The sequence below is a fragment of the Streptomyces sp. NBC_00647 genome, from assembly GCF_045207245.1.
GTDB lineage: Bacteria > Actinomycetota > Actinomycetes > Streptomycetales > Streptomycetaceae > Streptomyces.
Genome location: NZ_CP109040.1, coordinates 3,612,689 through 3,638,306, shown reverse-complemented (window position 1 = coordinate 3,638,306; position 25,618 = coordinate 3,612,689). Strand labels below are relative to the sequence as shown.

The window sequence follows — 25,618 nt, the reverse complement described above, 5'->3', positions numbered from 1 at the left end:
GCTACGTCCTTCGCGCGTGCAGGAGCAGGATGGAGGACAGGGACGGCGCGGCACAGGCCAGCCGGTCCAGCGCGCGCAGCGGACGCGGTACGCCGTGGAAGGGCGCGCCCGCGAGCCGGACGACCTCGAAGCCGGAGGCGGCCACGAACTCCCGCAGTGCGCGGGCCGTGTAGAGCCGCAGATGGCCGACGACCTCCCGGCCCGGACGGCCGTGGACGGCGCGCAGGCTCACCTCGGAGAAGACGGGCTGGACGCCGGCGAGCAGCAGGCCGCGGTTGTACCAGGCGGCGAGGTTCGGGGTGGACAGCATCAAGTGGCCGCCGGGGCGCAGGACGCGGCGGATCTCGTCGAGGGCGCCGTCCGGGTCCACCAGGTGCTCGACCACCTCGCTGAAGAGCACCGCGTCCGCCGTCTCCTTCGCGAACGGCAGCCCTCCGTCGGCGAGTTCGCCGCGAATCGCGTACGGGACGCGGGTGCGGGCCCGTCGCAGGGCGTCCTGCGACCAGTCGACGCCGACCACCCGGTGCCCGGCCAGGAAGGGCGCGGCGGTCGCGGCGGCGGTGCCGTCGCCGCAGCCGATGTCGAGCACGGTCCTGACGCCCGCCGTGGCCGGGCCGAGCGCCGCGGCCAGCATCCGGGCCTGGCGCAGGCTGCGCGGGGTGCCGGAGGCGACGGGCACGGCCGGGTCCTCGTAGAAGTCCCGAAGTCCCCCACGGGAGCCCGGTGTCGAGGTCTTCGCGCCGGTCGTCATGCGCCGGTCGCCTCCCTCTCCTGTGTCGCGTGCAGGTAGTGCTCGAAGAGGTCGCGGAGATGGGCTCCGTCGCCGTGCCCGAGCAGGCTGCGCGACCAGCGCAGCGCGAGGTGCAGACGGCCCGCGGTGGACGCGGTCGTGACGGTCAGCCCGCGGGGCGTGCGGGCCGGGGCGGAGAACCAGACCGCGTGGGCGCGGCCCGCCTCCTCGCCGAAGTCGAGCGCGTAGGGGATGCGGCCGATGTTGCTGAGCAGCACGGTCGAAGTCCAGGGCCCGGCCGCTCTGCGCAGGCCCCGGGTGGCCGCGGCGCGCCAGGCCACCGGCACCACGGGAGCCGTCAACAGGGCCGCGCCATGACCCAGTTGGGGCCGGTCGGCGGATTTCAGAGCGCGTGTGCGGGTGGCCGTACGGCGCAACAGCTCGCCCATCCGGGACGCGTCCACCTCCTCGGGGGCGAACGTCACCTCGACCAGCCGCGTCCCGTTGCCGATCGGCATGTCCGCGCCGCGCGGCCGGTCGTCGACCGGCATCGTGATGCGCAGCGGCCGGGGGCGCGTGCCGTGTTCCCTGTTCCAGTGGGCGACCATCAGCGCGGTGGCGGCCATGAGCTGGTCGTTCACCGTGTAGGGGGAGCCCTTGGGCCGGCGGGGCACACCGAGTTCGGTGACGATCAGCCCGTTGCCGGGGGAGACCTCGGGGCTGCCGGGGGCGACCCGGGCGGGCGGGGTCCAGGTGGAGGGAGCCTTCCGGTCCTCCGGCTCCGGGGTGTCCGGGGTGTCCGGGGTGCGCACGGGCGGGGCGGAGGGCGTGTTGTCCCTGCCCCCGTACAGCTCCGCGGCGGTGGCGAGGACACGGAGACAGGCGGGCCCGTCCAGGGCGGTGTGGTTGATGGTGAGGAAGAGGACGGTGCCCTTGCGGGTGGGTTCGGGGGTGCTGTCAGGGGCGACCTCGCGGGCCGGCTCGCCCGTGCCCTCGGGGGTTGCCGGGCAGGTGGGCCCGCGCGTGCCTTCCGGCGTTCCCTCGCGGGTCGGTTCGGGCGTGCCCTCGGGGGCGCCCGTGCGGTCAGACCCGGCCGTGCCCCCGGCGTTGGTCGTGTCGGCGGGCGCTCGCGTGCTTCCGGGGGTGCCCGTGCGGGTGGGGGCTCGGGTGCTTCCCGGGGCGGGTGGGCGGCGGCTGTCAGGTGTCTCGCGGTGGCCGCCGGGGGTGCGCTCGGGGCCGGTTCGGCCCACCGCGTCCGTCGCCTCGCTCCCCACCGCCGGACCCGCCCCCCGCACCACCTCCAGGCGGACCGGCGGGGCCGCCGACAGGGGCGGGGCCTCCTGAAGAGCCCTGGTCCGCGCGGTGCGGAGGGCGTCCCGGCTCGGTGGCGGGAAGGACACCACCCGCACGTCCGGCTCCGGAGTCAGCTCCCACTCGTAGCGACGGCGGTACCAGGGCCCGGCGGCCTCGCGCATCAGGATGCGCGGATGGCGGCGGAGGGCCTCGGTGAACGCGGCCGTCAGGCGGGCCGGGTCGAGCCGGCCCGGCAGGTGGACCTCGATGTGGACGGTCTCCGGCTCCTCCTCCTGGAGGCAGTGCCGGGCGACCTCGTCCACCACCGGGAACGGAACGCGTACGGAGGGTCCCTCGGGGCCGCCCCCCGTGCCGTCCCGTGCCGGATGCTCCACCGCGGTCATGCCGACGTGTCCTTCCCTGTGTCCTCGCGGGGCTCCTCGGGCGGCGTCGCCCGGAACCTCGGCTTGCGGAAAGCGATCCGCGCGGTCGGCGGATCGGGCTCGGTCCGGGCCGATCCGGGCCCACGGGCGGAGATCGTGGGCCCGGAGGTGACCCCGGACCCTGGCACGGCCCCGGCCCGGGGCACGGCATCCCGGGGCCCGTCCCCGGCCGCACCGGCACCCGCCTCAGGGGCAGCAGCCCCGCCCACCTGCTCCCCGGCGCGGGCCTCACCCGCCGCCTGGCGTATCCCGGGTTCAGCCGCCCCGGCCTCCCGCTCCGTCGGCCGGACTCCGGATTCCGGCGCACCGGCCCCGGCCGGGGAGGCGTGCTCCGCCGCGCGGGACTCCCGTTCCGACGGAGCGGCACCCCGTCGCGCCCTGAACCCGGCCGGCAGGGTTCCCGGGCCGCGCGTCTCGCCGCGTACCCGTTGCGGCAGCGGTGCCGTGGGCGGCGCCTGCGACGAACCCGGCGGCGCCGACGACCCCGCGACGGCGGCCGTCGCGGGACCATCGGGTTCCCGCACACTCACCAGGCCCGCGAACAGCCCGATCAGCGCCAGGAGTTGAGCGGCGTGACCGAACGCGCCCTCTCCCGCCGAGACCGGCGATCCCGCACCCGTCGCCGCGGCGATCCCCGCCCCGGCGAGCGCGAGGAACGCGATCGGCACGAGCAGCGTGTGCCGGCGCCGGGCGAGCAGGGCCAGGGCCGGAACCAGCAGGGCGAGGAAGCCCGCCACGACGACACCGACCAGGGTGAGGGCGACCAGGCCCGGCCACATACCGGGCGCCGGCGGCACCGGCTGGGGCTCGTCGGGATTGGGTGAGCGGCGGCGCCACACCACGAGGCCCACGAGCACGGCGACGCCGACCCCGCCGCCGATCAGCCCGGCCTCGTACGTCGTCGAGGGCTCGTACGACAGCTTGACCGTGCCGTGCACGTCGGACGGGATCTGCCAGCCCTGCTGCCAGCCGTCGAGCCGCACCGGCCTCAGCTCCCTGCCGCCCAGAGTGGCCTTCCAGCCGTCGTTGAAGTTCTCGTACGTCGTCAGGTACGAGGCCGCGCCCGGGCCGACCGTCACCTCGCGGCGGTCGCCCAGCCAGTCCCGTATCTTCAGGGCCCGGCCGGAGCCGGCGGCCTCGGGCGGTGTGCCGCGGGTCAGCGTCACGTCCGTGACGGCCAGCGGCCCGCCGTCGCCCGCCTCGATCCGGTGCGACCCTTCGGGGAGCGGCAAGCCGGTCTCCGAGCGCCCCTTCTGGCAGAGCGTCACCTCGACGGCCCGGCGTTCCACCAGGTCCCGCACGGTTCCCTTCGCGCTCGTCCCGTACAGCTTCCCGTCGACCGCGACGACCGGGCCCTTCCCGCAGGGGAGCGAGAAGGGGCGGGTGCCGGACGGCTGCTTGGTGCGGTACTGGTCGAGCGCGGGGACGTACGCCTCGGTGAGGCCGACCGGCAGTTGCAGGTCGGCTCCGGCGACCGGGTTGTGGACGGTCAGCGGCGCGGTTTCGGTGACGGTGATGTCGAGGTGGTCGGTGGTGATCGGGTCGAAGCGGGCCCAGCCGTTCTCGTCGACCCCGGCGATCGCCGCGCCGTCCGGGGAACTGATGTCGATCTTCGTCGGGCGGGTCGACAGACCGCCCGCCGGGGCCAGTACGAGCGACGACACGGGCTGTTTGCCGGGCCAGCTCAGATGGATCGTCGGGTTGCCGCCCGCGATCCACGCCGTGGTCAGGTCGCCGTCCGTGAGGTTGCGCGCGGACAGGCCCGCGCCCAGCCTCGCCGTCGAGTCCGCGGTCGCCGTGATCCTGTTCCGCTGCTCGGGCGCGGCCTCGTACAACAGCTTGTCGAGTTCCTCGCCCGGCACGGGGACGGCGTTCGCCCTCATCGTGTACGTCCCCGAGGTCGAGGTGGAGAAGAGGCGGTGCAGGCCCGCCTCGGTCCCCGTCGGGGAGAGACCGGTCGGGTCGGTGGAACGGTGCAGGGAGACGATCTCGGAGGAGGCGTCCGAACCCGACGCGTCCGTGGGGAGCCTCAGCAGCCGGGTCACCTGTACGTCGGGCAGCTCGATCTCGGAGAAGCCCGCGCCGGTGAGACCGGCGTGCCGCGCGGTGGAGCCGATGATCGTGAGCTTCAGCCAGCTCGTCGAGCCGTAGGGAGCCTTGACGGACTGCTTCATGCCGTTCGGCCGGAGGTAGCTGGTCGCCGAGCCCTTCTCCGTCTCGATCCGGACCCGGGTCGCGGCCGAGCGCACACCGTCCTGCGGCAGCGGGATCACGTCGAAGGATGTGGGCATGTCCACGGAACCGTCGAAGCGGATCCGCAGCCACTGGCCGTCCGCCGAGCCCGCCGCGCCCTCGGCCCACGCCGTGTCGGGGTTCCCGTCGAAGGCGTTCACCGGGTCGTACTGCGGGAGATGGAACAGCCAGTTGCCGCTGGACGACGCCGTGACGGAACGGGCGCCGCGCAGCTCCGCGACCGTCTGGTGACCGGCGCCGTCGGTGGGGAGGATCTGGTGCGGCTTCCTGCCGGGGTCCTGCACGCTGTCGCTGTCGTTGCGCTGGTCGCGCGTGTACGTGTACGACGTGTTGGCGTTGACCAGGCCGAAGCGGGTGTCGGCGCGGCGCAGCCCGTCGCCCACCACCTGGACCGGCGGGGTTCCGAGACCGGGATGGTTGTCACCGGTCAGGACGGCGGCGCGGCCCCGTACCGAAGCATCGGAGGCCAGCGGCAGCAGCGATTCGGGGCCGCCGGAGACCACGGCGGTGTCGGCGATCGCCTTCAGTCCGGCCTGCCCGGGCCGCGCCACCGCCTGATCGGCCGGCTCGTAGATCTCCACGGCGCGCCGGCGCGGATAGAGTCCCTCGACCTGCATCGGGGTGCCGTGCGCGATCCGGCCGCCGGTCATGACCGGCCCGAATCCGTCGACCCGCCGGTAGCCGGACTGTTCCAGGGTCCGCTGCACGGTCGCGGTCGGGACGTAGCCGAGCTGGTCGGGGTCGAGGTCGTTGCGCACGACGACGTAGTAGAGGCCGGCGCGGCTCAGATAGTCCGCCAGGCCCGGGACTTGGCCGCCGGTCAGCAGGGCCTGCTCGACCGCGTCCATGGCGCGCCGGTTGCCCCCGGTGCCGAAGGGGACGTAGTCGCGCTCGGCCCAGCGGGAATCGGCGAGCACGTCGAGGGGCTCGTCGATGGGGGAGCCCCAGGTGTAGATGCCGTGCGCGGTGGCGGGGACGACGAGGGCGCGGGAGTCCGGCGAGTACTTCTTCAGCCACTCGGCGGTGGTCTGCCAGTAGCGGGGAAGTTCCTGGAACGAACCGGGTTGCAGGACCGACCCGTTGAGATAGGGCCAGGCGAGTCCGGGCAGGACGAGGACCGCCGCGATCAGCGGGGCGAAGCGCCTTCCGCGCACCGGGCGGGCGCCGCGCGGCTGCGCCGCGACGCCCACCAGATGCGCCAGGCCGAGGGTGAGGGCGAGCGCGAGCCCCGTCTGGAACTTGTAGATGTTGCGGAAGGGGACGAGCCACCCGTTCAGCCAGTCCTGGACCACGCCGTGGAAGGGCGCCCCGAAGGAACCGCCGTACCCGGCGAGGGTGATCAGCGCGACCGACAGGACGGTCAGCACGAGCCAGCGCCGCTCGGGCATGTCGCGTCTCGCCAGTCCCGCGAGGCCGAGCCCCGCCGCGAGTGCCGAACAGACGATGACGATCACCGAGGACGCCACGGACCAGCCGGCCGGCAGCCAGGCCTCGCCGAAGTGCAGATACGCCACCCAGTTGCCGGCTCCGCGCAGCGACTCGGTGGCCGACATGGTGGCCGTCGTGGTCCCCGAAGTCTCTATGTAGGGAAGGAAGTTCTCGCCGTAGACGCCGAGCAGCAGCAGCGCGATCCACCACCAGGCGGTCGCGAGGATCACGCCCGGCACCCACCACGCGATGAGCTTGCGCTGCCGGGGTCCGCGCGGGCGGGACAGCAGATAGAGCCCGACCGGGAGGAGCGAGGCGAGGGTCGCGGCCGCGTTCACCCCGCCCATGAAGGGGACGACCAGCGCCGAGCGCAGGGCCGCGATCCGGGCGGTGTACCGCTCGTTCGTCAGCGGCAGCAGGACCCAGGGGAGGAGAGCGCCCGGGAGCGCGGCCGCCGAGGTCGACCCGACCACGATCGTGAAGACCGGCCACAGCGCGTACGCGACCGCGGCGAGGAGGCGGGACGCGCCGCTGCCGGTCCGCAGCCGCTCGGCCAGCCTGAGCGCGCCCCAGAAGGCGACCGTCACGATGACCGACAGCCACAGCCGTTCCGCCAGCCACACGGGGAGGTGGACCAGCCGGCACAGGCCGTAGTACGGCAGCATCGGCCAGGCGTAGCCGACGTACTGGTCCTGGAGGCCGCCGAAGCCGCCCCGGTCGTGCCACAACTGCCCCAGGTCGGAGAGGAACTGCCAGGGGTCGAGCGCGACACCGAGCTTGGTGTCGAAGGTCGTGCGCCCGGGGTGCACGGCCAGGAACAGCACGAACACCACGGCCCAGAAACCCAGCAGCCAGCGCCGGGAGCGCGGCCCCTCCGGGGGGCCTGACGTGCCGGCGCCGGTGCGGACGGCTGCCGGGGGAGGAGCCTGGACCGTGCTCGTCATGGTGGACACCGCCGGAGGATGAGGAGGAGGTTCCAGGTGGCGAACTCGCGCAGCCCCGGCGCCTTGGCGACGGCCTCCGCGAGGAAGGGCCAGTAGCGGGAACGGGCCGAGACGACCGTGATGTCGTCGCGGGCGCGTACCTGCCGCAGGGTGGTGCCGATGTGTACGGCGAAGAGGTTCTCGCCGAGGGTGTGCTTCGCGGGTCTGCCGGTGCGGCGCCGGTAGCGGGCGCGAGCCCGTTCGGCGCCGAAGTAGTGCCAGGGCGCCCACTCGTGACCGCCCCACGGGGACAGCCAGTTGGTGAAGGACACGTAGATGAGCCCGTCCGGGCGGGTCACCCGGACCATTTCGCTGAGGAAGGTCTGCGGATCGGCCACGTGCTCGAGGACGTTGGAGGAGAAGCAGACGTCCGCGACGCCGTCCGCGAGCGGCAGCAGGTAGCCGTCCGCGACGACGGCCGACTCGGGTGGCTTCGGGCCGAGTTCCCGCATGTCCGGCTCGAAGAGATAGGCGTGCGCGCCGCGCCGCCGGAACTCCTCGGTGAAGTAGCCGCCGCCGCCCCCGACGTCCACGACGGTGCGGCCCTCGACGGCCCCGTACGCGGCCTCGACCTGGTCGGCGGCGTCCCGGGCGAGCAGCGCGTAGCAGGACGCCGGGTCGTCCTGTTCGCGCAGGAAGGCACGGAAGAGGGCGAGGGAGCGGCGTACGGAGGGGTCCTTGAGGCCGGTTCCGGTGCCGGCACCGGAACGTTTCCGCTTGCCGTTCGCCGCCCGCCCGCCGGTCGGTGTCGTCCGTGCGGCCCCGGTCGGCCCGGCGTCGGTCCGGCCGGCTCCGTCCGCGGGCCCGTTGGACCCGGTGGCCGTCACGGCGCCCAGCCCCTCACCGCCTCCGCGGCCACCGCTTCGAACCGGCGGACCGTGTGGTTCCAGCGGTAGCGGGCCGCGCGCTCGCGGGCCGCCCGGCCCATCAGGGTGCGGCGGTGGGCGGACAGGGCCAGGGTGCACCAGGCCGCCGCGAAGGAGGACTCGCCATGGGCCAGCACCCCCGTCTCGCCGTCCACGACGGAGTCCCGCAGCCCCGGTACGTCGAACGCGATCGCCGGGGTCTCGCGCGCGGCCGCCTCGGTGACCACCAGGCCCCAGCCCTCGACCGCCGACGGGTGCAGCAGCAGCCAGGCGGCGCAGAGCAGCCGGTGCTTCTCGGCCTCGGACACATGGCCCGCGAACTCGACCCCGGGGCCCGCGAGTTGTGCCAGGCGCTGCCGCTCGGGACCGTCCCCGACGATGACCAGCCGGCCGCCGGTGACCGGGCGGACCCGCTCCCACAGCCGCAGCAGCAGATCGATGCGCTTGTACTCCACGAGCCGCCCCATCGCCACGAAGAGCGGCTCGGGCGAGCGCGCGGCGCGCGGCCCGGGCTCCTCGACCCCGTTGTGCACGACCCGGATGCGGTCCCGCTCGACCCCGATCGTGTGCAGGGCGTGGGCCGTCGACGGGGAGACGGCGACCAGCAGATTGCCGCGCTGCGCGCCGGCCAGAGCCCAGTGCTCGAGTCTTCGGCCGAGCCGCGCGGCGGGCGCGAGCGGCCCGCCGAACCGCATCGACCACAGATCCGTGTGCACATGGTTGACCAGGCAGAGCGTGGGACCGTGATGCCACAGGGGTGCCAGATACGGCAGCCCGTTGCACACCTCGACGAGCAGGTCGCAGTCGCCGACCTGACGGTGGAAGGCGGGGCGGGCGCGCAGGAAGTGCCCGAGGTCGCCACCCGCCGAGACGACCCGGTAGTCGCGGTAGGACGCGGGGCCACCGCACAGCAGGGTGACCTGATGGCCGAGCCGGGTCAGTCCCTCGGCCAGCCGGTCGACGAGGAGTTCGGAGCCGCCCGCCGCGGGATTGCCGAGATCACGGCGGGCGAGGAAGACGATGCGGCGCGGATGTGGGGGGAGCGCCTGAGGGTACTGCGCGGAGCGCGGGGACGCGGTGCGCAGCGGGGACGGCACGTGCTGGGGCATGGGTGCTCCAACTCGTCTCGGGGTGCGGAACTCAGTGTGGGGGGTGGGACGCGGCGCGGATCATCGGTGAGCGTGCGGCCTTGGACGCTGCTTTCCGTGGGTGATGCCGAGGGGCCGCCCGGTCGTGGGGGATTGCGGGCGCTTGCTGTAACGGGGCTGTGGACGGGCTGTGTTCGGGTGGGGTTGGACAGTTTTCGCCGCGCCGTTCGCGTCGGCTACTCACCGGAGTGACAATTTCGGGGCTTTGTGGAGCTGACGGCGCATCACATCGTGAGGGAAGTGTGGGGCGATTCGGGCGAACCGGGATCACGCGGCCCGCGTACCAACAAAACGGTCCCCACCAGGGCCAGTACGCATCCCAGCACACCGGCACCGATCGGCAACGTCTCTCCCAGGAGGCGCAGTTGGCCACTCTCGGTCTTCGCCTGCTCGACCTGGTCCCGCTGGGTCGCGGCGGTGAAGGCCAGCTTCCGGCTGTCCAGGAGCACCACGGCGTCCTTCTCGGCGCCCGGTGCGCGCAGTGTCTTGCGCGGACCGACCTGCGCGTAGATCACCCGTCCGGTGCGCTGGTCCACCACGAGCTCGATGAGGTGGTTGGCGTACCACTCCTCGGCGAGCACCTGGCTGCGCTGCGGCTCCCCGACGATCGCGCCCGGCACCAGACGCGTCCCGGTCCGGGTGGCGGGGACGGTCCCGGTGAACCGGTACCCCTCGTACCCGCGGATCTTCCTGACGCCCTCGTAGCGCAGGGTGACGGGCGCGCCGAGGGAGTTGTCCCACCAGCGGTACGCGCGTTTCTGCACGTCGAAGGGGAACTTCAGATAGGCCTCGCCCTCGTAGTACGGGCTCTCCTGGCAGCAGTGGGCCGGCTCGTTGGACCTCCGGTCGGTGACCCAGCGGCCCGGCGTGAACTCCAGGGCGTCGTGCGGGTCGGCCGCGGGCAGCGAAGTGTCCGTGTCGACGGTCGTCGTCACGTCCCAGACGGCCTTCCCGCTGCGCTCGCTGTCGGCGACGGCACCGCGCACCACCTGGGTGACGGTGATGCTCCGGCCGGGTACGGTCTCGACCTTGCCGACGTCGAAGACGCTGCCGGTGCCGGTGTAGACGGCGGTCGTGTCGATGTCGATCGGGTTCACGGCGGCACGTGGCTCCACGTACCAGACGAGCATCGGGGCCAGCACGAGGAGGAAGGTGCCGAGGCCGACGAGGATCAGGGAGACGGGTGAGAACTTCCGGCGCATCCGGGCACTCCAGGGGCGTGAGGAGGCTCGACGCACGAGGGATATCTGGTGGTACGAGGTGATACGGATGCGTCGACACCAAGGGAGAAAGTGCACGTGCGGTATGGGCCGGGAACCGTAGGCGCACCCTTGACGGAGTGTCAATGCATTGCCGAGACTGGCACCTGCCGGACGGGGCCGGCACGGGCTGTGTCCGTGGGACCACTCGACCGGTGGCCGCGCGGTCCCTGGGTGGGGACGACCTCCGACCGAGAGGCTGACCCTGCGATGTCCAGACTGCTCGCCGCCGCACTCACCGTCGTCGTCGCCGCCGCACTCGCCGTGGGCGCCGCACTCGGCGTCGTGGCGCTGCTCGACGCGACCCCCGACCAGCCGAACACCCCGCTGATCACCTACGAGAATGCCGGCCAGGAGCGCTGACCGTGTCGAGCCGCGGAGGCGCGGGGCCGGCGCTGTCGCGCGAGGGCGAAGGCCCCGCCCGGCCGGGCGGGGCAGAGATCCCGAGGGGGCGCGGAGACCCCGGCGCGGCGGGACCCGGACGCGGTCGCCCTCCCGGCGGCGGCGACGACGGCGACGCCCGGGGTGCGGACCGGACGGCGCAGAGCCGCCCGGCAGCCGCCACGCGCTCGGCCTGGCACGACGTTCCCCGTCTCAAGGTGCGCCAGTTCGCGACGATCGCCATGGCCGAGGCGCCGGTGCTCGCCGAGGAGATCCTGCGCGAGATCCGCCGCGAGTACCCGCACCTGCCCCTCGTCCTCGACGACTCCGGCGAGCCCATGGCCCTGGTCGGCATACGCCGCGCCATCGAGGTCTTCGTGCAGCACCTGGAGACGGCGGAGGGCCGCCCGCGCGTCCACCCCGAGGTCTTCCAGGAATTCGGCCGGGGCGAGGGCATGCACGGCCGCACCCTCGACTCGCTCCAGGCGATCTACCGGCTGGGGGTCAGACTCGCCTGGCGGCGGTTCGCGGAGATCGGGCAGCGCGTCGACATCCCGCCCCCGGCGATGTACGAGCTCGTCGACGCGGGATACGAGTACCTGGACGGTCTCGTCGACCAGTCCGTGCGCGGCTACGCCGAGGCGGCCGCCCGGCAGGCCGGGGAACGGCTGCGGCTCCAGCGGCGCCTGATGGAGCTCCTGCTCTCCGAGGACCACACCCGGGGCGACCTCGCCGAGGCGCTCGTCGAACGGGCCGCCCGGATCGGCTGGCCGCTGCCCGGCCGGCTGGCCGTCGGCGTGCTGCTGCGCCCGGCGAGGGAAGCCGTCGCGCCCGCCGTCGGACCGAGCGTGCTGCTCGACATGGAGTACGAGCAGCCGCGCATGGTCGTGCCCGAGCCGGACTCCGCGGGCCGCCCCGAGCTGCTGCACCGGGCGCTGACCGGCTGGGCCGGGGCGATCGGACCGCCGGTCCCGCTGGCCGACGCCGCCAAGTCGCTGCGCTGGGCGGATGCCGCCGTACGCCTCATGGAGCGGGGGCTGCTCCCCGCCGGCGAGGTCCTGCTCTGCACGGAGCACACCGAGGCGCTGGTCCTGCTCCAGCCCGAGGAGCTGATCGACGATCTCGCCCTGCGCTGTCTGGAACCGCTTGCCCACTGCGGGCCCACTCATGGCCGCAGGCTTGCGGAGACGCTGCTGGCGTGGCTGGAGACCCGGGGCGGCGCCCCCGAGGTCGCGGCCCGGCTCGGTGTCCATCCGCAGACCGTCCGTTACCGCCTTCGGCAGATCAGGGAGCTGTGGGGCGACGAGATCGACGACCCCGACCGGCGGTTCGAGCTGGAGCTGGTGCTGCGCGCGCAACGCCTGCGGGGCGAACTGGGAGACCCCCACCCCCGCCGCTGACCGGGCCGCCGGCCGCGGGTGGCCACGGCTGGTCCCGTCCGTCCGCCGCCGGTGCGGGGCCCCGTGCGGGGCTCGCCACGGGCTCTCCGGACCGGGACCCTGCCTCAAACCATTGCCCGGCCAAGCTCAGTATGACTAGCCTGTGTTCGTCATCCCGATCGTCTGTTGAAATTTCGAACATTAGGGAGGGGCCGGTTGTGGGACGCCTCGTACCTGCCGTGACCCGAGCTCTGGACATACTGGAGCTCTTTCTCGACGGGGACGGGACTCTCTCCGCCCCCGACATCGTGCGCAGGCTCCAGCTGCCGCGCACGACCGTGCACGAACTGGTGACCACCCTCGCCGCCCGCTCGTACATCGTGCAGGTGCCCGGCCAGCCGGGACGCTACCGGCTCGGCGTGCGCCCGTACCAGCTCGGCAGCCGCTACGCCGAGCAGCTCGACCTCGCGGCCGAGGGTCAGCAGGTCGCCCGCTCCGTCGCCGAGACCTGCGACGAGACCGTGCACGTGGCGATCCTCGAGGGCACCGACGTCATCTACATCGCGAAGGTCGACTCCACGCACGCCGTGCGGATGGTCTCGGCCGCCGGCCGCCGTCTTCCCGCGCACTGCACCTCGGTCGGCAAGATGCTCCTCGCCTCCCTGTCCGAGCCGGAGCTGACCTCACGGGTCCCCGACGACGCCGACCTCGTCGCGATGACCCCCAACAGCATCACCGAGCCGGGCGCCCTGCGCGAGGCCCTCGCCGAGATCCGCCGTCGCGGGGTCGCGGTGGAGAGCCGTGAGTCCAACCCGGACGTCAGCTGTGTCGCCGCCCCGGTGCGCGACCGCGCGGGACACGTCGTCGCCGCGCTCTCCATCTCCGTACCGATGATCCGCTGGAGCGAGGAGCGCCGCGTCGAGCTGGAGCAGCTCGCGGTGAAGGGTGCGGCGGAACTGTCCGAGCGGCTCGGTCACCGGAGCGTGGGATGACGGCCGTCGAGGTCGCGGTCCGCGCGCACGCGGCCCTCGGCGAGGGCCCGACCTGGGACGCCGTCGCGCGGCGGCTCATCTGGGTCGACGTCCTCGGCTCCCGGGTCCACGCCTACGACCCCGCCTCCGGCCGCCGCACGGTGCTGGCCACCGAGCAGCACGTGGGCGCCGCCAAGCCCCGTGCGGGCGGCGGCCTGGTGGTCAACCTCCGCGACGGCGTGGGCCTCTACGGTCCTGCGGGGTCCGGAGGTTTCCGCTGGCTGCACCGGGAGCCCGTGCCCGGCCGCCGGGCCAACGACGCGGCCGTCGCCCCCGACGGCTCGCTGTGGTGCGGCACCATGCGCTACGACGAGGCGCCGGGCGGGGGCACGCTGTCGCGGATCGACCCCGACGGCACGGTCGGCCCGATCCTCGACGACGTCGCCGTGAGCAACGGCACGGGCTGGAGCCCCGACGGCCGCCGTGTCTACTACGTCGACTCGCCGACCCGCCGTATCGACGTGTTCGACATGGGCGACGACCGGCTCCCCGTCGGCAGGCGCCCGTTCGCGACCGTGGAGGACGGTTTCCCCGACGGTCTGACCGTGGACGCCGACGGCTGTGTCTGGGTGGCCCTGTGGGACGGCGGAGCGGTCCGCCGTTACACGCCGGACGGCGTCCTGGACCGGGTCCTGGAGCTGCCGGTCCGCCGCCCGACCTCGTGCGCGTTCGGCGGCGCAGACCTCACCGACCTCTACATCACCACCGCTCGTACGGGCCTCGAGGCACCGCACCCGATGTCCGGCTCCCTGCTCGTCGTCCCGGGCGCGGGCAAGGGTCTGCCGCAGCCGGCGTTCGCCGGATAGCCGACGTTCGAACGTCCCCGCCCGGTTGTATCACCGGGCGGGGACGTTCGATTTTTTGCGCAAACCATTGACTAGTAAGCGCTTCCTATCTACGGTCCCGTTCGAAGTTGCGATCGACAGTCGAAATCTCGAACAGTCTCGAACGGTGGGGGCAAGGTATGGGACGACCTGGCCTGAGCCGCAGGCAACTCCTCTCCGCCGTGGGCGGGTTGACGGTCGCGGGCAGCCTCGGTTTCGCCGCGCTCGGCACCGGCGCGGACGCGCTCGCCTCCGGCGCGAGCACACGGGTGCGGTACTGGAACCTCTTCACCGGGGGCGACGGAGCCAACATGGTCGCGATGGTGGACGCCTTCCGGAAGGAGCATCCCGGCGTCGCGGTCAAGGACTCCACCCTCACCTGGGGCGACCCGTACTACACGAAGCTCGCGATGGCCGCCGCCGGCAACCGCGCGCCGGACCTGAGCGTCATGCACCAGGGCCGCGTGCCCGGCTTCGCGCCAGGACGGCTCCTGGACCCCTGGGACATGGACCTGCTCGCCAAGTACGGCGTCCGGGAAGCCGACTTCAACCCCGTGCTCTGGAAGCGCGGCATCGTCGACGGCAAGCTCTACGCCCTGCCCCTCGACATCCATGTCCAGCTGAGCTTCTACCGCACCGACGTCTGCCGGAAGGCCGGCCTGCTCGACGCGGACGGGCGGCTGCCGACCGCGAACTCCACCGGCGAGTGGTTCGCCCTCCTCAAGGAGGCGAAGAAGCAGCTCAAGGACGGACAGCAGACCCTCGGCCTGCACGCCTTCGACCAGAACTTCTCCTGGTGGTTCTTCGTCGCCTTCTACCAGCAGCTCGGCGGCGGCTACTTCGACGACGACCGCACCGGCGTCACCTTCGACACCGACAAGGCCACCCAGGTCCTCGAGTTCCTCCACCAGCACGTCGCCGACGGCTACACGATCGTCGGCCAGACCGACGCCGAGGCGTTCCTCGCCGGATCGCCGTTCGTGTGGGAGGGGAACTGGTCGGTGCCGTACTTCAGCGGCGAGAAGGTCGGCTACGGGGCCCAGCCGCTGCCCCCGGTCTTCGGCACCCCGGCCACGCACGCCGAGTCGCACTCCTTCGTCCTGCCGCACCAGGCGGACCGCGGCGGCGCCGCCAACGAGGGCGCGCATCTGCTGGCCGCCTACATGGTCAAGAACGCCACGGCCTGGGCGGGCGGCGGCCATGTCCCCGCCTATCTGCCGACCTTCCAGGACCCGGACTATCTGAAGCTGACCCCGCAGAGCGAGTACTCCCGCCCGGCCATGGAGCACCCGGCCACCGAACCGCGCATCTGGTTCGCCGGCTCCACCGGCACGCTCGCCAAGCGGATCGGCCCGGTCGTCGCCTCCTCCAACGTCGGCTCCGCGAAACCGGCCGCTGCCGCCCGCCGGATGAAGTCCGTCCTGGAGGAACTGCTCGCCATGCGGAATCCGATGGACGGCCGGACCGCCGCCCAGGAGCTGAAGGGAACCGCGGCATGACCACCACCCTCGCCCCCGCCACCGGCCTGCGGCCCCGCGCGGCCACCGCGACGGAGTCCGCCCGCCTGCGCTGGGGCCGACGGTTCCAGCACGGCGGCTGGTTCGTCGCCCCGTTCTTCGTGCTGTACGGGCTGTTCGTCGTCGTCCCCGTCGTCCGCGGCCTCTACCTCAGCCTCACCGACGCGAACATCTCCGGCGACCACACCCGCTTCATCGGCCTCGACAACTACCGCGAGGCGTTCCGGGACCACCTGGTGTGGAACTCGCTGTGGCACAGCGTCCAGTTCACGCTCTACGTCGTCCCCTGCATCGTCGTCGTGGCCCTGCTCATGGCCCTGATCGCCCACCACATCGCCCACCTCAAGTGGCTGTGGAGGCTGTGCTTCTTCGCCCCGTTCCTGCTCCCGTCGGCCGTGGTCGGCAATCTGTGGTGGTGGCTGTTCCAGCCCACCAACGGCATGGTCAACCATGTCCTGGGCATCGACACCCCCTGGCTCACCCAGAGGTCCACCGCCATGATCGCGGTCGTCGTCGCGACCCTGTGGTGGACGGTCGGCTTCTCCTTCCTGCTCTACCTGGCCGCGCTCCAGAACATCCCGCACCACCTCTACGAGGCCGCCGAACTGGACGGGGCCCATGCCTTCCAGCGGATGCTGCACATCACCGTGCCGAACCTGCGCACCATCACCGGCCTGGTGATCGCCCTCCAGGTCCTCGCCTCGCTCCAGGTCTTCGACCAGGCCGTCGTCATGTACCAGTTCGGCCCGGGGCCCGAGGAATCCACCCGCACCTTCGTCCAGTACACCCTCGAACAGGGCTTCACCAGCTACCGCGTCGGCTACGCCTCCGCGATCTCCTTCATCCTGTTCCTCATCATCGCGGCCGTCGCCCTCGGGCGGATGTGGCTGCTGCGGCTCCGCGAGGAGGACGCCCGATGACCACCGCCGACCCGACTCCCGTACCGCGCAAGGCCCGCAGCTCCTGGACACCGGGACAGATCGCGCTGACGCTGGTCGCCGCCGCCCTGTCACTGGTGTGGATGGCGCCGCTCGCCTGGGCCCTGTCCACCTCGCTGAAGACCCCCACCGAGTCCGTGACCTCCCCGCACTGGATCCCGCAGCACCTCACGGCGGAGTCCTGGAAGAGCGTCGTCGAAGCCGGCAACATCCCCAACTGGTTCGTGAACTCCCTGGTGGTGTCGGTATGCGTCACCTTCGTCGTGCTGCTCGTCGCCGCCCTCGCCGGATACGGCTTCGCCCGCACCGAGTTCCGCGGCAAGTCCGCCCTGATGGCCCTGACGATGGCGGGCCTGATGTTCTCCCCGGCCATCCTCGGCGTCCCCCTCTTCGCGACCGTGCAGTCGCTCGGCATGGTCGACACCTACTGGGGGATGATCCTCCCGCAGTGCGCCCCGGCGGCCATGGTCTACATCCTCTACAAGTTCTTCCAGTCGCTGCCCCGCGAACTGGAGGAGGCCGCGTTCATCGACGGCGCGGGCCGCTGGCGGATCTTCTTCACCATCGTCCTCCCGCTCTCCAAGCCGTCCCTCTCCGCGGTCGGGATCTTCACCTTCATCGCCTCCTGGAACAACTTCCTGTGGCCGTACATGGTGACCAACAACCCCGACCTGATGACCATGCCGAACGGCATCGCCACCGTGCAGAACTCCTTCGGCATCATCTGGCCGCAGCTCATGGCGGGCGGCCTGATCGCGGGCCTCCCGCTGATCGTCGTGTTCGTCTTCTTCCAGAGCCAGATCGTGCGGGGCGTCGCCCACACCGGTCTGGCCGGCCAGTGACCGGACGAGGAGCCCCCAGTTGACCGGACGCAGAACCGCCGCGCTGCTCACCGCGGCCGTCGTCGCCCTGCTGCCGACCACCGCACAGGCCGACGTCGGCTACCCCGACCCGCAGCCCGTCACCGGACAGCAGATCATCCATGACCCGACGGTCATCCAGCTCAAGTCCGGTGGATACGTGGCCTATTCGACCGGCGGTGTGATCGGCGCCCGCCTCTCCCGGGACCGCGTCCAGTGGGACGACGCGGGCAACGCCTTCGCCGCACCGCCGAGTTGGTGGTACGAGTACAACTCCACCGGCGACCCCTGGGCCCCGGACATCTCCTACCGCGCCGGCCGCTACTGGCTCTACTACGCGGTCTCCTCCTGGGGCACCAACCACTCCGCGATCGGCGTCGCCACCTCCCCGAGCGGTCTGCCCGGCACCTGGACCGACCACGGCAAGGTCTTCAGCTCGGACACCACCGACACCTGGAACGCCATCGACCCGGCGGTGACCGCCGCCGACGGCGGACTGTGGATGACGTTCGGCTCGTACTGGACGGGCATCCGCATGGTCGAACTGGACCCCGGGACCGGAAAGGCCAGGACCGGCGCCCCCGTCCACCACCTGGCGGCCCGCCCGGACGCCCCGTACGCCGTCGAGGGTCCGTACGTGGTCCGGCACGGCCGCTACTACTACCTCTTCGCCTCGTACGACGCGTGCTGCGCGGGCGTGAACTCCACGTACAAGATCCGGGTCGGCAGGTCGGCATCGGTGACCGGCCCGTACGCCGACAGCACGGGCACGCCGATGACGGCGGGCGGTGGAGACCTGTTCCTTGCCTCCCACGGCCGGTACATCGGCCCCGGCGGCGAGTCGGTCTTCCGCGTCGGGGGCGAGGACTGGATCGCCTACCACTACTACGACGCCGACGACTCGGGCACCCCCAAGCTGGGCCTGAACAGGCTGAGCTGGACGAAGAACGGCTGGCCGGTCGCCGGATAGGCGCGCGGGCCCGCACCGGTCCGCGGCTCCTTGGCGAGGGCGGGCCCGGCCGCGACAGACCCGCACCGCCCACGGAACACAAGCCACCCGACACAAGCCCCCCACCCAAGGCGCCCCCGAAAGGACACCATGCGCACCGCCCGCTTCGCCCTCGACCCCGCCTTCACCATCGGTGAGGTCAACCCCCGTCTCTTCGGTTCCTTCGTCGAGCATCTCGGCCGCTGCGTCTACACCGGCATCTTCGAACCCGACCACCCGGCCGCGGACGCCGAAGGCCTGCGCACGGACGTGCTGGAGCTGGTCCGTGAGCTCGGTGTCACCGCCGTCCGATACCCCGGCGGCAACTTCGTCTCCGGCTACAACTGGGAGGACTCGGTGGGTCCCGCGGAGGAGCGGCCCCGCCGGCTGGACCTCGCCTGGCGTTCCACCGAGTCCAACCGCTTCGGGCTCGGCGAGTACATCGACTTCCTGAAGAAGATCGGCCCGCAGGCCGAGCCGATGATGGCGGTCAACCTCGGCACGCGAGGGGTCGCCGAAGCGCTGGAACTCCAGGAGTACGCCAACCACCCCTCCGGGACGGCCCGTTCCGACCTGCGGATCGCGCACGGCGACAAGGACCCGTTCGGCATCAGGCTGTGGTGCCTCGGCAACGAGATGGACGGCCCCTGGCAGACCGGCCACAAGACCGCCGAGGAGTACGGCCGGCTCGCCGCCGAGACCGCCCGTGCGATGCGGCAGATGGACCCGGACCTCGAACTCGTCGCGTGCGGCTCCTCCGGACAGGGCATGCCGACCTTCGCCGCCTGGGAGTCCACGGTCCTGGAGGAGACGTACGACCTCGTCGACCACGTCTCCCTGCACGCCTACTACGAGGAGACCGACGGCGACCGGGACTCCTTCCTCGCCTCCGCCGTCGACACCGAGTCGTTCATCGAGAACGTGGTGGCCACCTGCGACCACGTGGGCGCCCGCCTGAAGTCGGCGAAGAGGATCAACCTCTCCTTCGACGAGTGGAACGTCTGGTACCAGAACCGGCCCAACCCGCACCCGGTCGAGGACTGGCAGGAGGCCCCGCGCCTGCTGGAGGACGTCTACACCGTCACGGACGCGGTCGTGTTCGGCTCGCTGCTCATCGCGCTGCTGCGGCACGCGGACCGGGTGACCGTCGCCTGCCTCGCCCAGCTCGTCAACGTCATCGCGCCGATCATGACCGAACCGGGCGGCCCGGCCTGGCGGCAGACGACGTTCTATCCGTTCGCGCAGGCCTCGGCGCACGGGCGCGGGCAGGTCCTCGACGTCCGGGTGGACTCACCGACGCACACCACCCGCAAATACGGCGAGGCGGACCTGCTGCACGCCACCGCGGTGCGCGCCGAGGACGGCTCGGTCACCGTCTTCGCCGTCAACCGCAGCCAGACCGAACCGCTGCCGCTCGAAGTCGCCCTGAACCGGATGGGGTTGACGACGGTGGTCGAGCACAGCGCGCTCGCCGACGCCGACCCGGACGCCACCAACACCCTGCACGACCAGGAGCGGGTCACCCCGCATCCGGTCCAGGGGACCACGCTCCGGGACGGCACGCTGAACGCCGTCCTGGAGCCGCTGTCCTGGAACGTGATCCGGCTGGTCTAGGGCGGGTCTAGGACCTGCCCTGCGCGGTCGTCGGGCCGGGGGAGTCCACCGGGGTCACCGGTACTCCTCCGGCCGCGCTCCCCAGCAGCGTGAGTTCCACCCGGCCGGGGCCGGCGGGTGTGGTCCCGTCGGACAGCACGGCGAGGGCCAGTGTGTTGGGCCCCCGTGTGCGCAGCACCCCATTCGGGAGGACGAACGTGTGCTGGGGCCCTACGTCGTTGATGTACTGGCCCATGTTCCAGCCGTTCAGGAAGATCTGGACGCGATAGGCGCGGGCCGGGTCGTCGGTCAGGGTGAGGCCGATCGAGGCGTCCACGCCGCTGTCGACGGCGAGCCGGAAGCCGGTGCGGTACCAGGTGACCCCCTGCCGCCGCTCGGCGCGCGGGAGGTCGGCCACCTTCCAGCCGCCGTCCGCGAACCCCGGCAGATGCCAGCCGTGCCGCTCCCCGTGCAGACCTCCGGTGTTGAGCGGTCCCCGCACCGGATCGGGGGCAGCCGCGCCCTGGATGCGCCAGTCGACCGCGGGAGCGGCCCCGGCGAAGGTGACGGCCGTCAGCCCCCGGGCCACCTTGTGCGCGTCGTTCGCCTTGCCGTCCTGGTCGTGCTGCATACGCCGGACCAGGACGGACAGCACGTGGGGCTGCCCGGCCCGCGGCCGGACGGGGAATTCGGCGGTGGCCGCCCAGGTCCCCTGCCGCACGGTCTTCTTGTCCGGCACCGGCATCCGGTGCGTGCCCAGCGGCTCGCCGTCCAGCCAGGCCATCAACAGCCCCTGGGCGCCCGCGACATAGGAGAGGGACACCGACTCGGCGTCGCCCGCGTCCGTGAAGTGTCCCCGGTACCAGACGTCGCCGTAGTGGAAGCCGTAGTCGTCGGCGAACAGCACGGGCTGACCGGCGGGCACGGGCGTGACGCTGTACGAGGACTTCTTGTTCGCGACCCGCCACGCCCTGTCGTCGTGATCGGCGGCCGACTCGGGATTGCCCTCGGCCCGGCGCCAGTTGGTCAGGGCGGGCAGCCGCACCTGCGGCACACCGGCCAGCGGCTGCTCGGCCCGCAGACTCCCGGAGGAGGTGGCACGGACCCTCAGTGTGCCGTGGTTCCAGACGAGTTCGCTCATTCCGCGCGGCCCCCACACCTCCAGGTCCGCCGCCCGCACCGTGTCCCCGGTGAGATGGACGGTCGTGCCGCGCAGGGCGGCCGTGCGCAGCAGCGCCGGGCCGCGCACCAGTACCGGACCCGACGGGGTGTCGTACCGCCACAGCAGACGGGAGCTCTCGTCGTCGGCGAGCAGCAGCAGGAGGGGAGCGGCGATGCCGCCGCCCTCCACCAGGACCCGGGTGATGCCGCCGAGCCGGGCGTCGATCCGCAGGACTCCGTCCCGGTAGGTGTGCCCGGCGTCCCCCTCCAGCACGGTGACCGTCGGCTCGCTCGCGGACTCCAGGCAGCTGTGCGTCGACTCGCCCTTCCGGCCCGTGAACACCGCGATGTCCTGGCGTCCGGCGGTCAGCCACAGCATCGGCTGGGCGGTGGAGTACCGGAGCGTGCGCCGCCCGAGGGCGATGCCGGCGGCGAGCAGGCGGGCGTCGAGGCCGGGCACCGGCACGGCGACGGTCGTCCCCGCGAGCGGGACGGAGGCGACGGCCTCCATGGACGAGTCGTTGCGCAGCACATGGAAGTGCGCGTTCGTGTCCGGGTTGACCAGGTGGTACGCCTTGATGCCGAGGTCGGCACCCGTGTCGTCGCCGGGGATCGCCTCGGCGCGGTCCAGCTTCGCCAGGTCGGGCACCGAGTGCAGCAGCTGGCCGATCTGGTGCATCGGGACGAGCTTCTCGGTCGGCTGCCGGGCCTCGTCGAAGGCGGCCCCGTAGTCGTACGAGGTGTAGACGATCGGCGCGGGGAGCCAGCCCCAGGACGTGCCGCCGAAGGTCATGTAGACGTTGTGGACCGTGATGCCGTTGGCGAGGTTGGTGAGGTAGAAGCGCCGCTCGTAGGCCGCGTCCCGGGTGCGGCGGGACTCCGCGTACCCCTTGCCGTCGAACTCGGCCCCGCCCCATGGATCGAACCAGCCGCCCCCGAACTCGGGGATGAAGCCCGGGGTGTCCGGGCTGGCGGTCGAGCCGCCCTTCGTACCGCCGGTGCCGAAGTGGCCCCAGTCCGGCGGCGTCTTGAAGGGGGAGGGGTAGCCGTCGAATCCGTAGAGGTAACGTCCCCGCTCGCCGCCGGTGTCGAAGGTGCCGGGGGCCCAGTGGCCGTTCCTGCCCTTGTCGTTGTGGAAGAGCGGCACGTCGATGCCGTCCGCCCGCACCTTGGCGTAGAGGTGCGCCATGTAGTCGCGGCCCGCGGCCTCGGTCACATGGTTGTCGTACTCGTTCTCCACTTGGTAGAGGACGATCGTGCCGCCGCCGTCGGTGTAGAGGTGGCGGGCGGCGATGCGGTCGACGGCGGTCAGCCACGCGTCGACGTGCCGCAGATACGTCGGGTCGGAGGTGCGGGCCGTCCCCCGGGTGACGGTCAGCCAGCCGGGGAAGCCGCCCGCGTCGACCTCGGCGTTGATGTACGGGCCGGGGCGCAGGATGACGTACAGCCCGGTCTCGGCGGCGGTCCGCAGGAAGAGGTCGAGGTCGCGGACCCCGGTGAAGTCGAACTGCCCGGGGGCGGGGGAGTGGTAGTTCCAGGCGACGTAGATGCTGATCGCGTTGTAGCCGTGGGCGCGCAGTTTCTGCAGGACGTCCCGCCACAGGGACGGGCTCGGCAGCCGGAAGGGGTGGATCTCCCCGGACCAGATCACCAGGCGCCTGCCGTCGATCAGCATCGAGTAGCGGTCGAAGCCCACGGTGTGCGCTCGGCCGTCGGCGGTGGGCGGTGCGGGCGCGGGCCCGGTGGGTGCGAGGGGCGCCCTTCCGGCCGCGCACGCCTCGATGCCCCCGCTGCCGCTCAGCGAGAGGCCGAGCGCGGTGGTGCCGGCGAGTGCGCTGAAGGTACGTCTGCTCAACACCATGCGGGTCCTCCCGGGGACGGCGATGGGGATTCCCCCTGCTCGGACCGAGTCCGAGAGCCCGGGGGAAGGTGCGGCCATTGTCCACAGGGTCGGGTCATTCGATGGTCATATGAGGTGCTCGACGCGGGCGGATTACGCGGATGGGCGGTACGCGTGGTGCGGGCGGCGCCGGAGATCGCGGCGCGGCGGTGCGGCAGGCACCGGTCGCGGCCGGGGGCGGCCCGCGCGGTCGCGGGCCGCCCCCGGCCTCCGTGGGGGGAAGGGGCGGGTCAGCTCGACTCGACGCCGAGGGTCAGGGTGCCGGTGTATCCGGCGGAGGCGGTGCTGCCGAGGGCCGTCAGGGTGAGGAGGCCGGAGGAGGCGCCTCCGTCGTCGTAGATGGAGTCCTGGGCGAGGGTGGTGCGGGCGACCTTGTTGGTGGAGTACGGGGACACCTTGGCCATCGCCGCGGTGATCGTCTCGTTGAAGAAGAGCTGTCCGGTGTGGAGTTCCCTGCCGCCGGTGAAGGAGCCGTCGGAGGTGAGGGTGACGCCGGTGTGCACCTTGACGTGGATGTGCACGCAGCGGCCGCGGTACCAGCCGGGGTAGATCGAGGTGATGTTCGCGACGCCGGACGCGTTCGTCAGGACGCCACCGCGCAGGAAGGTGCCGTCGTCGGGTTCGCTGTGGCCGTTGTTGCCGACGAAGCCGGAGTACTCGCCCAGTGCGTCGCAGTGCCAGATCTCCACGAGGGCGCCGGCGATCGGCGCGCAGGTGTCGTCGTCGACGACGGTGAGCGCCAGCTTGAGCGGGGCGCCCGCCTTGCCTTCGGTGACGTCGGCGCGGACGAGCTGTCCGTCGAGGTAGTAGGGGCCTTCGGTCATCTCCTTGGTGAGGGTGCAGACGGCCGCCGCCGCGACGGGGGCCGCGTCCGCCGCGTCGGTGCCGGGGGCGGCGGGCGCCACGGCGCCCACGGCCAGTGCCGCGGCCGTGGCGCCCGTGGCGATCAGTACGGTGCGGCGCCCGACAGGCGCCTCTGACATGTCTTTCGAGGGGGAATCTGTCATGGACACGGCACCGTAGGAGCGGATGCTGTCCATGGGCTGTCAGTTCCGCAAAGTGACAGCTCGTCAAGTTCCTTGTTGGACAGGTTGCGCGGTCGTCCTCGGCTCAGCGTGCCGTCTTCGCGATCGACGTCAGGACCGCCCGCGGGTCGCCGCCGGGTGCGACGGACGCGCCGATCTTCGACCGGATCGCGGCCGACACCCGCGACCAGCTCGTCTCGGAGAGCGGATACAGGCTCATGTTGCCCAGGGCGTCGAGGCCGTTCCAGAGCTTGCGGTGACGGCCTTCGGCGCGCATGCGGGAGCTCACCGACTCGGTGACCGGGAGCAGCTGGTACTCGGCGGCCTGCTCCCCGACGTACTTGTCGCCGTACAGGAAGTCGAGGAACGCGCCCGTCAGTTCGCGGTGGCCGCCCTGCTTGAAGGCGGTGATCCAGTCGGCCGTGCCCATGGTCGGCACGGTCTTGCCGGTCCTGCTCGGCAGGGCGACGGTGCCGTAGGACACGTGCGTCGAGGAGTCCTCGATCTGGCGCATCAGGGAGAGCGGGGCGTTCACCATGGCGGCCTCGCCGTCGATGAAGGCGGTCAGTGCCGCCGCGCGGTTGAGCCTGCCGGGCGCGACCGGGCCCGTGAGCCCCGGCTCGACGAGGTTCGACCTGAGCCAGGTGAGGGTCGAGACGTTGGCCTCGGAGGCGAGGTCGTAACTGCCGCTGCCGTTGGTGTAGCCGCCCTCTCCGGCCAGCAGCCACCCCAGGGTCTCGGCCTCCGCCTCCTCGGGCCCCAGCGGGAGCGCGATCGGGTACTTCACGCCCTGGGCCTTCAGCACCCGCGCGTCGACCAGGAGTTCCTGCCAGGTCGTCGGCGGTTCGATGCCGGCCTGCCGGAACAGCTTCTTGTTGTAGTAGAGCAGCCGGGTGCTCGCGGTGAACGGCAGCCCGTACTGGGTGCCCGCCACCTCGCCCGCCTGGGCGAGGCTCCGTACGAACCCGGCCTGGACGGGGATCGAGAGCAGCTCCTCGGCGGAGTACAGCTGCCCGGCGGCCGCGTACTCGGCGAAGCTGCCGGTCTGTACGACGTCGGGCGCCTTGCCCCGCTTCACCAGCGCGGCGACCTTCGCGTCGACGGTGTCGGCCGGGTAGACCGTCGTCACCACCCGCACGCCCGGGTGGGCGGCCTGGAAGGCGAGCCCGACCCGGTCCCAGTAGCCCTGCGAGTTCTTGTGGACGCTGTCGCCGTAGTTGGTCGCGACGACGGTCAGGGTGGTGGTCTTCGCGTCCTTCGTCCCCGACCCCGCGCCGCAGCCGCCCACGCCCGCCGTGAGCCCGAGCGCGGCGATCACCGCCATCACGATCCGAGCACTGCGACGCACGGCCATCACCCCTGTTCCAGCCATTTTCGACGCGCGTAGACGAAGAGCGTCGATCGTAGGCCGGGCGGCGGGCCGCGCACAGGGCCGCGACGGTTGCGTTTTGGTTCCGGCGGTGTGTCGGCGCCGGCGCGACATCACCGGGCTGTGACGGAGGGCGGGGCGGCGGGGAGGCGGGGACGCGTGTACCGCGGACGCGTCCGCGCCTCGATTCCGCCGGCCGTCCGACGTCGTGTCCGGTGCCGGTGCCGGTGCCGGTGCCGGTGTCCGTGG

General features: G+C 72.4%; 18 protein-coding genes. 9 read left to right on the top strand and 9 right to left on the bottom strand.

The annotated features are described in order from the left end of the window. Position 1: 1 nt before the first annotated feature. The 6 genes from OG788_RS16040 to OG788_RS16015 form a co-directional block, all read right to left on the bottom strand. A complete protein-coding gene (locus OG788_RS16040) occupies positions 2-751 on the bottom strand; it encodes a class I SAM-dependent methyltransferase (RefSeq protein ID WP_406371529.1) in 750 nt (249 codons plus the stop codon). Next, on the bottom strand, positions 748-2,427 hold the full coding sequence (locus OG788_RS16035; protein WP_406371527.1) for a condensation protein: 1,680 nt from the start codon (positions 2,425-2,427) through the stop codon (positions 748-750). The genes OG788_RS16040 and OG788_RS16035 overlap by 4 nt, the downstream gene beginning before the upstream one ends. After that, entirely contained in the window at positions 2,424-7,091 is a 4,668-nt protein-coding gene (locus OG788_RS16030) for an alpha-(1->3)-arabinofuranosyltransferase family protein (protein ID WP_406376766.1), read from the bottom strand. The genes OG788_RS16035 and OG788_RS16030 overlap by 4 nt, the downstream gene beginning before the upstream one ends. After that, complete coding sequence (locus tag OG788_RS16025; RefSeq protein WP_351539094.1) at positions 7,088-7,765, bottom strand: class I SAM-dependent methyltransferase; 678 nt, start codon at positions 7,763-7,765, stop codon at positions 7,088-7,090. Before OG788_RS16025 ends, OG788_RS16030 begins: the two co-directional genes overlap by 4 nt. 188 nt (positions 7,766-7,953) lie before the next feature. After that, the gene (locus OG788_RS16020; protein WP_406371525.1) at positions 7,954-9,105 is read right to left on the bottom strand and encodes a glycosyltransferase family 4 protein; all 1,152 of its coding nucleotides are present in this window, start codon (positions 9,103-9,105) and stop codon (positions 7,954-7,956) included. Between the two features lie 263 nt (positions 9,106-9,368). Then, complete coding sequence (locus tag OG788_RS16015; RefSeq protein ID WP_406371523.1) at positions 9,369-10,346, bottom strand: DUF3068 domain-containing protein; 978 nt, start codon at positions 10,344-10,346, stop codon at positions 9,369-9,371. 267 nt (positions 10,347-10,613) lie between these two features. On the opposite strand from OG788_RS16015, the gene OG788_RS16010 reads away from it, so the two are divergent. The 9 genes from OG788_RS16010 to OG788_RS15970 all read left to right on the top strand — a co-directional run bounded on the left by OG788_RS16010 (position 10,614) and on the right by OG788_RS15970 (position 19,935). Further along, on the top strand, positions 10,614-10,766 hold the full coding sequence (locus tag OG788_RS16010) for a hypothetical protein (RefSeq protein WP_266848654.1): 153 nt from the start codon (positions 10,614-10,616) through the stop codon (positions 10,764-10,766). Between the two features lie 236 nt (positions 10,767-11,002). Beyond that, positions 11,003-12,184 carry a helix-turn-helix domain-containing protein gene (locus OG788_RS16005; protein WP_351539091.1) on the top strand — a complete coding sequence of 394 codons (1,182 nt, stop codon included), beginning with the start codon at positions 11,003-11,005 and terminating at the stop codon, positions 12,182-12,184. Between the two features lie 197 nt (positions 12,185-12,381). Next, complete coding sequence (locus tag OG788_RS16000) at positions 12,382-13,155, top strand: IclR family transcriptional regulator (protein ID WP_406371521.1); 774 nt, start codon at positions 12,382-12,384, stop codon at positions 13,153-13,155. Beyond that, positions 13,152-14,000: an SMP-30/gluconolactonase/LRE family protein gene (locus OG788_RS15995; protein ID WP_406371519.1), complete on the top strand. Its 849-nt coding sequence runs from the start codon at positions 13,152-13,154 to the stop codon at positions 13,998-14,000. The genes OG788_RS16000 and OG788_RS15995 overlap by 4 nt, the downstream gene beginning before the upstream one ends. A 158-nt stretch (positions 14,001-14,158) precedes the next feature. Beyond that, the gene (locus OG788_RS15990) at positions 14,159-15,517 is read left to right on the top strand and encodes an extracellular solute-binding protein (protein ID WP_406371518.1); all 1,359 of its coding nucleotides are present in this window, start codon (positions 14,159-14,161) and stop codon (positions 15,515-15,517) included. After that, positions 15,514-16,455 carry a carbohydrate ABC transporter permease gene (locus OG788_RS15985; RefSeq protein WP_406371516.1) on the top strand — a complete coding sequence of 314 codons (942 nt, stop codon included), beginning with the start codon at positions 15,514-15,516 and terminating at the stop codon, positions 16,453-16,455. Before OG788_RS15990 ends, OG788_RS15985 begins: the two co-directional genes overlap by 4 nt. Beyond that, positions 16,452-17,315, top strand: a complete 864-nt coding sequence (locus OG788_RS15980; protein ID WP_351538910.1) for a carbohydrate ABC transporter permease — start codon at positions 16,452-16,454, stop codon at positions 17,313-17,315. Before OG788_RS15985 ends, OG788_RS15980 begins: the two co-directional genes overlap by 4 nt. 19 nt (positions 17,316-17,334) lie before the next feature. Beyond that, positions 17,335-18,303 carry an arabinan endo-1,5-alpha-L-arabinosidase gene (locus OG788_RS15975; protein WP_406371514.1) on the top strand — a complete coding sequence of 323 codons (969 nt, stop codon included), beginning with the start codon at positions 17,335-17,337 and terminating at the stop codon, positions 18,301-18,303. A 129-nt stretch (positions 18,304-18,432) separates the two neighbouring features. Further along, entirely contained in the window at positions 18,433-19,935 is a 1,503-nt protein-coding gene (locus OG788_RS15970) for an alpha-N-arabinofuranosidase (protein ID WP_406371513.1), read from the top strand. Between the two features lie 7 nt (positions 19,936-19,942). On the opposite strand, the gene OG788_RS15965 is transcribed toward OG788_RS15970, so the two are convergent. The 3 genes from OG788_RS15965 to OG788_RS15955 form a co-directional block, all read right to left on the bottom strand. Further along, a complete protein-coding gene (locus tag OG788_RS15965) occupies positions 19,943-22,936 on the bottom strand; it encodes a beta-galactosidase (RefSeq protein WP_406371511.1) in 2,994 nt (997 codons plus the stop codon). Positions 22,937-23,205: 269 nt separating this feature from the next. Continuing rightward, on the bottom strand, positions 23,206-23,958 hold the full coding sequence (locus OG788_RS15960) for an intradiol ring-cleavage dioxygenase (protein WP_406371509.1): 753 nt from the start codon (positions 23,956-23,958) through the stop codon (positions 23,206-23,208). Between the two features lie 127 nt (positions 23,959-24,085). After that, complete coding sequence (locus tag OG788_RS15955; RefSeq protein ID WP_406376765.1) at positions 24,086-25,354, bottom strand: extracellular solute-binding protein; 1,269 nt, start codon at positions 25,352-25,354, stop codon at positions 24,086-24,088. Between the last annotated feature and the right edge of the window lie 264 nt (positions 25,355-25,618).